Below are 11,957 nucleotides of genomic sequence, written 5' to 3' on the forward strand. Positions count from 1 at the left end.
GATCAAAAGCCGTCAGTTTTTGAAAAACATGAAAACTGACGACTTTTTTGAAAGGTATGAATAATTCAGGATTATGATAAAACTAACGAAAAGCAATTACTTAGTCTCATCAGTTATGATTATGAAATGCTGATTCAACACGATGGTGTAAACGAATTGTTAACGATTTTAGAAAAAAAGATCCAGTTAAATAACTTCTATACTGTTTTCAACATGACAAGCGAATATGAATTAGAAAGGGCTGATAAATATGGCCAGAAACAGAAAGATGTCGTTTGAAGAAGAACATCAGCGAGCACTAGACTTTCTAAATGACGAGGATGCTTTAGCCAAGATGGTTCAAGAAATTGAAGACTCACCGGATGCTGATCCTCAACTCAAGGCCGATTTGAAAGGCAAAACTTTTAATGAGTATTTGATGGAAAAAGCTGAACCTTTGCGAAAAGCGTGGGATAAAGCGGCTGCTAATTACAAAGGAAATTATTAGTAATAAGTGTTTATTTCCTATTGAGAAACATTTCGATTTTAGGTTGATATGGATAGATAAACGACCTCACGAAGTCCTATTTTTAGGATTCTGTGAGGTCGTTTTTAGTTGAGTAGTATGTGGTATTGGCGACGTGCGTTGAGGCGGCGTTGTTTTCGGCGTCATTGGGGCTTGGATGTTCCGGGATTTGGCGACTATGAATGTCTGATTTTGGAACTGGTTCCCTTCACCGCGCCGAAACGCGTTCGGAGAAGCAGAAGGTTATGTGTAATGCGTCTCGGGTGAAACTGCCTAAAACCCAGGCAGTCTCACCCGAGACACATTACACGCCACCTTCTAACCGCTTCTCCTCACGCTCTGCTCTACAACTTCGACCTTTCCATCTCATCCTCCATCCGGTAAACAATCGGCGACAACAGCCGTCTGAGCGGCATGATGACCGTGAAGAACAGGGCGATATAGAGCAGAATCAGCATATCGTGCCAGTAGATGCCCCAGTCTGGGATGGTGAGAGCCTCCCTAAACATTTGGATCGAGTAGGTGAACGGGAGGAACGGTGCCAGTGCGGCCAGGTCCGCTGGAACGACTTGGAGTGGGTAGACCCCACCAGTCCCAAACAGCTGGACCAGCATCAGCAGGACGCTCACCACCTTCCCGGCATTCCCCAGCATGAAGACCAGGTTGAACATGATGACCAGGAAGACGAAGGACACCAGGTAGAAGGTCATGAAGAACGCAAATACGTGCGGTGGCCGGACGCCCAACAGCCATTCACCCACCAATGTGAAGGTGGCTTGAACCGCTGAAACACCTAAGAAGAGCGTCAACTTACCTAAGTAAGACTCTAAGTGGTTCGGTCGGTGCAGGCCGTTGCGACGGTCGGGGAGGATGTACTCCCACGACAGCAACGTTGTCAGCAAGAGGTCGCCGATCCACAGCGCAAGGCTGGTGTAGAATGGCGTAACCTGTTCACCGAAGGACTTCATCTTATAGATATCCTCGGTTTGGAGCTTGATTGGCGCTGAGAGCAACGAGGACAGCTTTGGATCAGTCCCCAACAGTTTGACGAGGGCGTTCAGATTCTTCTTGTTAATGAACGACATCTGGTTGTTGAGTGCCTTTAACTGTGACTTGATACCGTCCAGACGTTGGCTGATTCGGGTGACCTGAGAAGTCGAGAGGTTGCCGGCACTGGATAGTGCCTTTAAGCCAGGAAGCAGTGACTTCATCGACTGCACAACGGAACTGTTGGCAGTCAGGTTGGTGTTAATTGTTGAATTAAGGCTGTCCAACGCCGGACTCGTGATACCGTTAAAGTTCGTGTAGGCGTTGTTGATCGAGGTTTGCAGACTATCGCCGGTAGCGTTGATCTGATTGATCAGCTGCTTACGCTTAGAGGCAGAGCCGTTACTGTTGGCCACAGTCCGCAAACTGGCGATTTGGGACTTTTGCTTGTTTAACTTTTGCTTGGTGGTTGCCAGTGATTTGATCATGGCAGTTGTTTTGTTGGTTGGCACGAAGTTGTTAATCACGTTCAAAACGCGTAAGTTGCCGTTGATCGTGTCGATAATGCCGTTGATCAAGGTTGCCGAGGTGGCGGTTTGCGCCTTGATCAAGCTGTTTGAGGCACTTCCGTCCGTTGGCAGGCTCCCCAGTTGGCGTTGCAGTTTGTTGTTTTGGGTCTGCAACGACGTGATGCCCGTGGACAAATTATTTTGAAGCGCCGTGTTCAGTTGCCGGGTTGATTCGTTGATGGCCTTACCGTTGTCCAAGACAGCTTGAAGGTCATCGATTTGACTGGAAATCTTCGGCACGTCGGTTTTAACGGTCTGCAAGGTTACTGCGGTTTCTTTGGACGTTTTGTTGATGCTGGCGAGGTTAGCCTGCGTCTTATCGATGGTCTTGATGGCATCGTTTAAGGAAGACCGCAATTGGAGAATCTCCGGTTCCTTTTGGCTCAGGGTTTCGCCCGCCGAGTTCATCATCGTTAAGGCCTGCTTACTCCCGATTTTGATGAAATTCGAACGGATGGTTGCCGTCAACGTATCCTTGGCTTGCCCGGTGATTTTGGTTGCCGCCGGGTTTAGTTTTTCGTTGGATTTGTAGATGACGCTTGGTTTTTGTGGGTTTTCCGTGGCGAAGGTCGCAATTTTAGCAGAAAAATCGCTGGGAATTTCAATCAACGCGTAGTATTTACCACGATCCAGACCATCGTTGGCTTGCCAGTCGTTGGTGATGATCCAGTTGATCGCGTGGTTGGTCTTCATCTGTTTGGTGATCTGCTTACCAATGTTGAACTGCTTGCCCTTGAGTGCGCTACCTTCGTCGTTGTTAACGACCGCAATCGGTAGTCGGCTGGTGTTGCTGGCCGAGTACGGGTTCCAGGATACCGCAATGTTTAAGACGGCGTAGATCATGGGAATGAGCGCTACCGCTAATAACGTGATCCAAATGGTTTTGGTGTGAAAAATGCGCCGGTAATCTTCTTTAATTAAACTGCGTAAGTTACGAAAATGCTGCATGGTTGCTCCTTTGTGTAATGATTCGGGTGGTGACTTCCTTGCTATTCTACCTAACTAAAGCTATGTAAGCAATAACCCTGAGAAAACCGGGCATTGGTTTTCCAGGGTTATTTAAAAGTCTTCCTATATAAATTAAGCCGCAGTCTTGAGTTTGCTCAACAAGCCGTTGGCAATGGTCAATGCTTGGTTGGCGTTGTTCAACGTTGTGACGAGGTTACTGCCGGTAGTGTTGAGAGCAGTGCCTAAAGCTGAGGCGTTAGTCTTCAACGAGCTGATGATCGTGGTTAACTGTTTCAAGTCATTGCTGTTGTTAACCGTGCTGGCCAGCGCCGTTAACTGGTTAGTGAGGTTGGTCATGGTAGTTGCGCTAGTGACTTTTTCGAGGATCGTCATCACGTTGTTGTGGGTTTGGGTGGATAGCTTATCAATAGCGCCCACGAGTTCGTTAAACTGAGATAACTGTTTTTGGCCGTTGATGTAACGGACAAGGTGGCCACGCCAGATCCAGCCCTTCACCTTACCGTTGCCGTTTTTAACGTAGTAGTAAACGGCCTTGTTGCCGTTGGCTTTGCGCACCGTAGCCGTTTTGTAGGTGTAGAAGGTGGTCAACGGGTAGTTATCCGCGTTGTGGGCCTTCTTGGTGAGCTTAGCGGTGGTGTACATGTAGCCGGTCACGGCGCGGTAGGCGGTCTTGGTCATCGTTTTTGATGAGAGGACCTTGGTCGTGGCCTTAGCTGAAGCAGTGGTTGGGGCAGTGGTTGTCGCAAAGATAGCGAAGACCACGAGTAATGCGAGAAAGAGTGCTGGTTTTTTCATGGTAAAAAACCTCCTTGAAAAGTTTGTTTTTATTTGAATTATCAAGCATATCGTTGGAAACGCATTGAGAATTCAACTTAATTGCATTAGAATACAGTGTAAATGATTTTGACCAAAATTGAAAGTGGTCTGGAAACGCCACAGCTATAATGGGTGGTCGCTAAACGGTGTTCTCGTCCCATTATAATCACTTTCTTGAACAACAACTTGACGAGTGTCAATGGCTCGACATCGACACAACTGGTATACTAGTTAATCGGACCAAAATTGGTCGTATTTTTCGAGCAACACATAAAAGGAGCAATTCATGTCAACGATACGCGCAATTTACTTACGAGATCTAAAGGCGATTTTTAAATACCGGTTCACAATCGTCACCGTCCTCGCCTTGGTGGTGCTGCCTAGTTTGTACACGCTGATCAACGTGCGGGCACTGTGGAACCCATATGATACAACCGAAATTAAAAACATTCCAGTGGCGGTGGTCAACCAAGACCAAGGCGCCACGCTGCAGGGCAAACAGCTGGCGGTGGGGGACCAGATGATCAGCACCCTGAAGAAGGATAAACAGCTTGATTGGCAGTTTACGTCTGCCAAAACGGCCAGGGAGCGGTTGAAGAGTGGTAAATACTACGCGGAGATCATCATCCCGAAGAACTTCTCCAAGCACCTCGCCAGCATCGCCTCGGATAACCCGAAAAAGGCGAAGATCATCTACAAGAGTAACGCTCGCGACAGTCCTATGGGTGGCAAGATCACCGAAACGGCTGCTAATACGCTGGTCAATCAGGTGCAACAAACCTTCCTGAAACAGGTTAACCGACAAATCTTCTCGGTGTTAAACATGGTCGGCAATAAGGCTGGCAGCCAACAGGCAGAGATTCTGGCCTTGAAAGACTGGATCGTCACGCTGGGCGACAGTATGAACCTCGCCACCAACGTTCTGGGCGACGTGAACAGTGCCTCGACCAACATGGCGACGGTGTTAACGGGCTTGAAACCAGTGATTTCGGCCTCGCAAAACATTGATGTCCTGCAGCAGAGTAACTCGGCGATGATTACGTCTCTAAACTCGGTGCAGGGAACGGTCAATAAGGCATTTAGTAGTTTAAATACCAACTTGAAGGCGGCGGATGCCAGTGGTAAGCAACTGAACAGTTTGGTGAGTCAGCTGAACAAGACCACGAACTCGACGACAAAGGGGCAAGTGAATTCACAGCTTAACAGAGCGATTCAGCAGGTCGATCTGTTGAAAAATCAAATTACGCCACTGGAAACGTTCCTGAAGAGTTTGAACCAGCAGGCCCACCTGAGTGCCATTACCAGTTTAACGACGACATTGAGTGGGACAAAGCAGTTGCTGACCACTGAAAAGAGTCAACTGAGCCAGTTGAAGCGAACGGTAACGGCGGCTGGTAATACCAGTGCGGCTGACCGGGCGAGTGCCTTGCGAACGGCGCGGCAGATCAACGGTAACTTAACGTCGGCGCTGACGCAGTATAACACCAGCGTTCAGGGACATTTGAGTGGCATCAGTTCCAACTTGATTTCAGCCACTCAAAAGTCGCAATCGATCCTGAAGCAGTTGAAAGCTGCCAAGGGGATTGATGAAGACTATCTGGATAATGCCATTCAGAGTAATAAATTGATTGCGTCAACCAGCGGTAATCTGGAAACGAAGTTGTTGGCTTATCAGAGTGACGTGAAGAAGATGAGTGATCAGTTGAAGTTAACGGATGATAACGATATCGTCAGCATCATTACGGTGTTGCAGAACAATCCGAATATGATGGGCAACACCTTAGTGAAGTTGTTCAACGTGAAGGACGAAAGTATTTACCGAGTGAAGACCTTCGGGGAAGCCTTCCTGCCAAGTTACGTGACGATTTCCATCTGGGTCGGCTGTACGATGCTGATCATGGTGCTACACACCACGGTTCCAAGGGAGGAGCGGCGCTTTAGAAACGCTACGCCACACCAGGAGTATTTGGGTAAAATGCTGACTTTTGGCACGTTGTCATTGGTGCAAACGGCGATCATCATCTTCTCGTCGGTGCTGCTGTTGCACGCCCACGTGGAAAACTTCTTCGTGATGTTGGTTTTCGGGGTGCTGACCTCGATGGCATTTACCAGCATTGTTTACACCAGTGCGTCGCTGTTCGGGAACCTAGGAAAAGCCTTCGCGGTGATTCTGGTCGCCATGCAGCTAGCCGGAAGCGGCGCCATGTACCCAGTCCAATTGAACCCGTGGATCTTCCGGGTCTTCCAACCACTATTCCCATTCACGTACGCCATCGGCGGCTTCCGGGAAGCGGTGGGTGGACCAAACCCAGAAACGGTCTTCATTGATATGTTCATCCTAAGCCTCATGACCGGTGGCATGATTCTGTTGGGGTATCTGTTGAAGAACCCGATGGAGAAACATACCCGGCGGTTACTGAGTGATTTTAGGAAGACGGGGATTGGGCAATAGAATAGAGTGCGGAGAAAAGCGGTTAGAGAGTGAAATATAAGGGCGTCCAAGCAATACTGGCCGGGTTTTGGCCAGTATTGCTTGGACGCCCTTATATGCAACTCTCTGCTTTTCGGAGCACATTTCGGCGCGGTGGCCAGAAGGCACTAGAGTAGGTAATCTCACTATAAAAGTAGTAAGCGGAAAGTCGAATCTAAAGAGGCGCCGAAAACAAGGTAACCTTAATGCACATCACCAGCACCACTCTGTAGAATAAAAAACAAAACCGCCGCAGATTCCCCAATCCACGGCGGTTTCTTCATCTAATTTCCAAATACTAATACCAAGCAGGCTTATCCCCATCCGTACCAGGCTTACTAATCCCAACCGATTCCCGAATCATCTGACTAGGCTCATCAATGATCTGAGTCACCAGCTGAGCAACGCTTTTCCGTGAAACTTCGGTGCCTTTAAACGGCTGACCTTTAACAGTCAGTTCGTAATCAACGGTGTTTTCATCTTGGAACCAAGCTGGCCGGATGAGCGTGTAGTCGGTCTTACTCTTCTCAACGACATGTGTCGCATCTGCGTAGGCCGTTAACGTCGACCCCAGCATCATTTGATTCCACTGACCGTATTTGCCAGGGATTTCGTTATAAACCCCATTGGCGGAAATCCAAATCAGGCGTTTAACGTTCGCCTTGTGCATGGCGGTGACCACTGATTTGGCCTGTTGGGCGAGATTTGATCCGTACAGGTTGGCGTAGATCAAGGATTGATCTTGCATAATCGTCGTCAACTTAGCGGTGTTCGTAACGTCTGCTTTGACGACGTGCACGTGGTCGTTAGTTAGGGGTAAGTCATTCAGCTTTTCTGGATGGCGAACCAGTAGGGTGAGGTTGTCGAGCTGATGACCAACTTGTGGCAGTAAGTTTTGAACAACTAGCCGAGCAATAGACCCACTTGCACCAAGAACTAAGATATTTTTCGACATATTAAATCGCTCCTTTTTTATAAAAAATGAATGCCAAGAACACTAATAAACATTAAAATCAAACCGATAATTTTTTCACGGTCAATGCGAACGGAGAAGGAATCGAATAACCCAGCGTGTTCGATAATGGCGCTGAAGAGTAGTTGGCCAAATAACGCTAGAACAACGACCTGCCCCGTGCCAATTTTAGGCACTAACCAGGAGCTGCAGAGAATATAGGCGCCACCAATGAAGCCACCAAACCAGAGCCAGTGATAAGTTGCAGTACCACTAATTGCGGCCTTAATGGTGGTTAAATCGGCACGAGTAAGGATGATGACAACCAACAAAACTAGCGTGCCAATCGTAAACGAAATCGCAGCCGCCTGCATCGACGAGTTAAGCGCAACGCCTAAGTGGCCATTGATCGCCGTTTGAGTGGCCGTTAACATGCCCGCAATGACGCCGAATAGTTGATACAGAAATTGATGTTGCGGTCGGTTCTGCGATTGAGTGGCTTGGCCCATTGGATTCGGTGGATTGAACACCCCAATTGTAATGCAGACGCCAACGATGACGAGGATGATCCCCATGAGCTTGATCAGCGTCATGGGTTGCGTTGGCGAGTTGAATAAACCAAATTGATCAATGATCACACCCATGATGATTTGCCCCAAAATGGGGAGTACCGAGGCCTGAATGCTCCCGAGAACGTTAAATAGGATGATGTTGCCGGTAAGACCGATCACGCCTAATAGCCCACCCAACCAGATCCACCAAGGCTGAGTGGCGATAAAGGTTGAAGTAACGGTGAGCGATTGACCAGTCAATACGCATAGGATAATCAGGAAAAGCATCCCAATCGCAAATGAAATGCCAGAGGCAACGTAGGGCGATCCTACGAAGTGACGCAGTTTTGAATTGATTGCAGTTTGGGTTGCTAACCCAGCACCCATTAAAACGGGTATCAGCGCTAAAATTAACACGCTATCCCTCCAATATAGTTGAATTACACTTGGCAGTGCAATTAGTAGATTACAACCTATAGTGCACTTGAGGTCAAGGCGAAAGCTTGACGAAAATTAGCAGGAACTAAAAAAGGCCACCGCAGGAGTCGACTGAGCGTCCTGTGGTGGTCTTCTTAGTGTCGTTAGTAACGGCGAGTTGGAACGGGATTATTCCCTGAGTAGAGGGTGATCTGCTGATTAGGATATTGATGATTCTCGACGATATCAATCATCCCTTTAGCGTAATCCGCGTAACTAATGTAGTCGTTGGTGCCATCATTTGGGTCGTCAGTTGGTAAATACAGATCACCGCCAACGTGGTAGTGACGAGTCATCGTGCCATCCGGATCAAAATTATAGGGTGGGGTGACATAAGTCCAATTGACACCGTGGCTTGATTTGAGAATCTGCAGGCCAAGGTTATGGGCCTGACACAGGTCCTGCATAAACCGTGGGTAGTAGTTGTGCCAGTCCTGCAACTGGCGGCGGTGTTTTTCGTCAGTGTAGAGCGTATTTGCCCCACCAACTTTGAGATAACGGGTTTGAGACCCTTTAAGCAACGCGGTCACGTGCGCCAGTCCTTCACTATGGACGGATTCAGTTTTAGGGGCCCACGCCCCAACGGCATCGATAACGGCATCCATCCCGAGAACGTCGGTCCTTGATAAGAAGGTTGGCAACAAGGGGATGAGCGTGTTTTCGATGGGCAACACCAGTAACGGTATGTCCGCGACGTTGTGCCTCTTTAAAAATTGCCCGACCGGCATGGCCAAATACGCCGATAATCATTAATTTCATGCTGATGGCCTCCTTTATGTCAAAGGATACAACCTCAAGTTAACTAGAGGTCAACGATTTGAATCGTGGTCATTGACAAGCTGATCATACTGGTCAAAAGTTGATTGCGCAATTTCGTTCGTATCATCAACTAAGTGAATGCGCTCAGTTCCGGCGTCTAAGGCCGTTTCGTAATACCATTGTTTGAAGTGTAGGTGGGCCATGGAGGCGTTAAGGCTGTCAATTCGGGACTGTAATTCGTGCTCGTGCTGTTTTAAGAAATCGTATCGGGCTTGGAGCGTCCCATCGCCTTGGAGTCGCCAGCCTTCGAACGTGGCGCTATCCTTGATCGAAACGCCAGCGTCGCGAAGGTCTAATATCATTTGAAGCGTTCGGATGTCATCTTCGGTAAATTGGCGTCGGCCACCTGAATCGCGCTTGAGGAGGGGCAGCAACCCCTCTGCATCGTAGTAGCGAATGGCCTGAACGGTTAAGTTGAGTTTTTTGGCAACGTCGCCGATGCTGTATGTGATGTCGTTATTCACTTAGGTCACCTTCATTTTTAAATTAGTTCGAGTCATACTGCTCTAATGGTATCATTATCGGTACCTAGTGAGCGGATTAAATCAAAAGATTATCGTGAATACGGGGGAATAATAAATACTCCGACAAAAAAAGAGCGCTCCCGCAATCCCGCGGTCAGCGCTCTTTTCCTTGTGCATACTGTTTAACTAATTTAATTGACGATAACGCCAAAGGCCAGATTAAGCTTCAGCAGCCGCAACCGTTGGCAACGTCTCAAACTTCTCGCGGATAAAGCCAGCTGATTGGGCCAACTTTTCCTCTTCTTCGTCAGTGATTGGTAGGCGAAGCGCCTCAACGATCCCAGTCTTGCCAATGATGGCAGGGTGGCCAACATACGTGTTGTATTTGTCACTATAACATGAACATGGGCAAGCCAGGTTGGCATCGTCCAGCACGGCGCGGCTCAGCTTAACGGCGCAGGTTGCGATGGCGTAGCTGGTGTAACCTTTGCCGGAGTGAACGGCCCAGCCGCCGCCACGAGCTTGGCTTTCAAGTTCCGTCAAGTCGAGACCGCGTTCTTCAGCGAGTTGTTCGATTGGCAAGCCGTTAACGGAAACGGTTGACCAAGCGACGAATTGAGATTCACCGTGTTCGCCAAGGGTGTAGCCAGTCACGTTCTTAGGATCAACGTTGAAGTTTTCGCCAACCACCTTTTGCATCCGCGCGGTGTCCAAGAAGGTCCCAGTGCCCAGCACTTGGTTGGCAGGCAAGCCGGTCGCTTGTTGGAGATAGTAGGTGATGCAGTCGCAAGGGTTCATAACGTCGATGATCACCCCGTTAAAGCCGGAGTTCTTGATCTTAGGCGCGATGTCTTGAACGATTTCACGAGTGTATTCAAATTCAGCCCAGCGGTTACCACTCGCATGGTCGAGGGCGTGAATGTTGCCGGACGTCACAAATAAGATGTCCGTATCAGCTAATTCGCTGTAATCGTTCATCTTGATGGTCGTATGAGAATCCAAACGCGCTTGGGCATCTTGTAAATCAAGTTGCTCAGCACGAGCCTTTTTCTCATTTTTGTCGATTAAAATCAATTCATCCGCGATGCCTTGACAGACAAGGGTGTAAGCGATGGTGGAGCCAACGTGGCCCACACCGATAATGGCGTATTTTCTCATATGTATTAACCTTCTTCTATGTAAATTCTAATTATGTTTTAACGATAAGCAGAATAACAGAGGATTGTTGCGTTGTCAACAGCTGTTGGGATGATTAAGATTAGTTAGTGGTCATAAATCAGCCACCAACGCTGATATGATGGGCTTTGCTTAATTCCTAGTAAAATAAACAATTTTTATAGCGCATTCATTAGTGGTAAACTACCCAAGTTAATCAAGGAGAGGCGAATAAACCTAAACCTATGCGGCGAAAGGATCAAGCGGTGAGTGCGGCGATTCGGCGGCCGGATCGGTCGAAAAATAAGTCAAAATAAGAAAGGCACGCTCAGAAGGTGATACTCCTGAGCGTGCCTATTAGTTTAGTTAGATTGAATATATCAGGGACTACCGAATCACAACCTTCATTCCAAACGGCACGTGCTTATACAACCAGTACGCATCCGCCACCGTTAACCGGATACAGCCGTGAGAAGCGCGATGGCCTAACATGGCGCCAGCGGACGGAATGTAGGCACCGCGGGTGTTGATCGGCACACTGTGGAACAGGTAGACCCCGTGACCCTTCCAAGAAACGTAGTAGCGAGCGCCGCCGAGTGGTCCCATGAAGACCGGACCGCGTTCTTTTTGGATGTGATAGGTGCCAGATGGGGTTGCCGCGCCGGCTCGACCAGTTGAACAGTACATGACGTACAAGATCCGGTCGGTTTTCGGATTGGTGCTACTGTGGAAGTAGACCCGTTGGCGCTTTTTGCTGACGTAGATCCAAGCGGATTTGTAGCGCTTGAAGTTTGGATAAGCCTTCTTTTGGGAAGGTTTGTGCCAGTTAAGCGTGGTTGTTTTAGCCGGAGTCGTTTTAGCTGAGGCCGTTGAAGTTGCCGTTATCAGGCCAAAGCCAATCACGAGGCTGAGAAGTGCGAGTATGAGAAAACTGGTCTTTCGAATTGAAGTCATCTTGATCCCACCTTTGCGGTATTTAACGCTAATGATTGCTGTCTCAATTATACCATGAGGGCGGGTGGGACAAAATACAGCACAAAAAAACAGGTCACTCAATTGAGTAACCTGTTTGCGTAATCATTAGGGCGGTATGTGGGACTCGAACCCACGCGTGCCGGAACCACAATCCGGTGTGTTAACCAAACTTCACCAATACCGCCATCACAGCGCAATAACTATTATAGCATAGTTAACTACGCGATGGTGCATTAATTTGAATTATT

At 48.3% G+C, this 11,957-nt stretch carries 10 protein-coding genes, 1 tRNA gene and 1 pseudogene; 2 read left to right on the forward strand and 10 right to left on the reverse strand.

What is annotated here, in order from left to right:
• The first annotated feature begins 268 nt into the window (after nt 1–268).
• Nucleotides 269–487 (forward strand): hypothetical protein, encoded by a 219-nt coding sequence (locus ACYVR3_RS11420; RefSeq protein ID WP_461244344.1) that lies wholly within the window; start codon nt 269–271, stop codon nt 485–487.
• A 362-nt stretch (nt 488–849) separates the two neighbouring features.
• Here ACYVR3_RS11420 and ACYVR3_RS11425 read toward each other — a convergent pair whose 3' ends face one another.
• Together ACYVR3_RS11425 and ACYVR3_RS11430 are read right to left on the reverse strand one after the other, a co-directional pair.
• Complete coding sequence (locus ACYVR3_RS11425; RefSeq protein ID WP_461244345.1) at nt 850–3,009, reverse strand: YhgE/Pip family protein; 2,160 nt, start codon at nt 3,007–3,009, stop codon at nt 850–852.
• 132 nt (nt 3,010–3,141) lie between these two features.
• Entirely contained in the window at nt 3,142–3,825 is a 684-nt protein-coding gene (locus tag ACYVR3_RS11430; protein ID WP_461244346.1) for a D-alanyl-D-alanine carboxypeptidase, read from the reverse strand.
• Between the two features lie 307 nt (nt 3,826–4,132).
• Between ACYVR3_RS11430 and ACYVR3_RS11435 the strand changes: the two genes are divergently transcribed.
• Nucleotides 4,133–6,298 (forward strand): YhgE/Pip domain-containing protein, encoded by a 2,166-nt coding sequence (locus ACYVR3_RS11435; RefSeq protein WP_461244347.1) that lies wholly within the window; start codon nt 4,133–4,135, stop codon nt 6,296–6,298.
• A gap of 316 nt (nt 6,299–6,614) precedes the next feature.
• On the opposite strand, the gene ACYVR3_RS11440 is transcribed toward ACYVR3_RS11435, so the two are convergent.
• From ACYVR3_RS11440 to ACYVR3_RS11475, 8 genes and pseudogenes are all read right to left on the reverse strand, one after another.
• Nucleotides 6,615–7,271 (reverse strand): NAD(P)H-binding protein, encoded by a 657-nt coding sequence (locus ACYVR3_RS11440; RefSeq protein WP_461244348.1) that lies wholly within the window; start codon nt 7,269–7,271, stop codon nt 6,615–6,617.
• Nucleotides 7,272–7,288: 17 nt separating this feature from the next.
• On the reverse strand, nt 7,289–8,236 hold the full coding sequence (locus tag ACYVR3_RS11445) for a DMT family transporter (protein WP_461244349.1): 948 nt from the start codon (nt 8,234–8,236) through the stop codon (nt 7,289–7,291).
• 164 nt (nt 8,237–8,400) lie between these two features.
• A complete protein-coding gene (locus ACYVR3_RS11450; RefSeq protein WP_461244350.1) occupies nt 8,401–8,901 on the reverse strand; it encodes an NAD(P)-dependent oxidoreductase in 501 nt (166 codons plus the stop codon).
• A gap of 63 nt (nt 8,902–8,964) precedes the next feature.
• Nucleotides 8,965–9,055: pseudogene (locus ACYVR3_RS11455) on the reverse strand (NAD(P)-dependent oxidoreductase); the annotation flags it as partial.
• 50 nt (nt 9,056–9,105) lie between these two features.
• The gene (locus ACYVR3_RS11460) at nt 9,106–9,579 is read right to left on the reverse strand and encodes a MerR family transcriptional regulator (RefSeq protein ID WP_461244351.1); all 474 of its coding nucleotides are present in this window, start codon (nt 9,577–9,579) and stop codon (nt 9,106–9,108) included.
• A 219-nt stretch (nt 9,580–9,798) separates the two neighbouring features.
• Nucleotides 9,799–10,737, reverse strand: coding sequence for an L-lactate dehydrogenase (locus ACYVR3_RS11465; protein WP_461244352.1), 939 nt, complete (start codon nt 10,735–10,737; stop codon nt 9,799–9,801).
• Between the two features lie 384 nt (nt 10,738–11,121).
• Nucleotides 11,122–11,688, reverse strand: a complete 567-nt coding sequence (locus tag ACYVR3_RS11470; protein ID WP_461244353.1) for a L,D-transpeptidase — start codon at nt 11,686–11,688, stop codon at nt 11,122–11,124.
• Between the two features lie 130 nt (nt 11,689–11,818).
• Nucleotides 11,819–11,893: transfer RNA gene (locus ACYVR3_RS11475), tRNA-His, on the reverse strand.
• Between the last annotated feature and the right edge of the window lie 64 nt (nt 11,894–11,957).

Source organism: Secundilactobacillus muriivasis, from assembly GCF_054785195.1.

Excerpts from the sequence above, each read along its gene's own strand:
- ACYVR3_RS11420 (WP_461244344.1), top strand. The coding sequence starts at position 269 with ATGTCGTTTGAAGAAGAACATCAGCGAGCACTAGACTTTCTAAATGAC.
- ACYVR3_RS11425 (WP_461244345.1), bottom strand. The coding sequence starts at position 3,009 with ATGCAGCATTTTCGTAACTTACGCAGTTTAATTAAAGAAGATTACCGG.
- ACYVR3_RS11430 (WP_461244346.1), bottom strand. The coding sequence starts at position 3,825 with ATGAAAAAACCAGCACTCTTTCTCGCATTACTCGTGGTCTTCGCTATC.
- ACYVR3_RS11435 (WP_461244347.1), top strand. The coding sequence starts at position 4,133 with ATGTCAACGATACGCGCAATTTACTTACGAGATCTAAAGGCGATTTTT.
- ACYVR3_RS11440 (WP_461244348.1), bottom strand. The coding sequence starts at position 7,271 with ATGTCGAAAAATATCTTAGTTCTTGGTGCAAGTGGGTCTATTGCTCGG.
- ACYVR3_RS11450 (WP_461244350.1), bottom strand. The coding sequence starts at position 8,901 with ATGGATGCCGTTATCGATGCCGTTGGGGCGTGGGCCCCTAAAACTGAA.
- ACYVR3_RS11465 (WP_461244352.1), bottom strand. The coding sequence starts at position 10,737 with ATGAGAAAATACGCCATTATCGGTGTGGGCCACGTTGGCTCCACCATC.
- ACYVR3_RS11470 (WP_461244353.1), bottom strand. The coding sequence starts at position 11,688 with ATGACTTCAATTCGAAAGACCAGTTTTCTCATACTCGCACTTCTCAGC.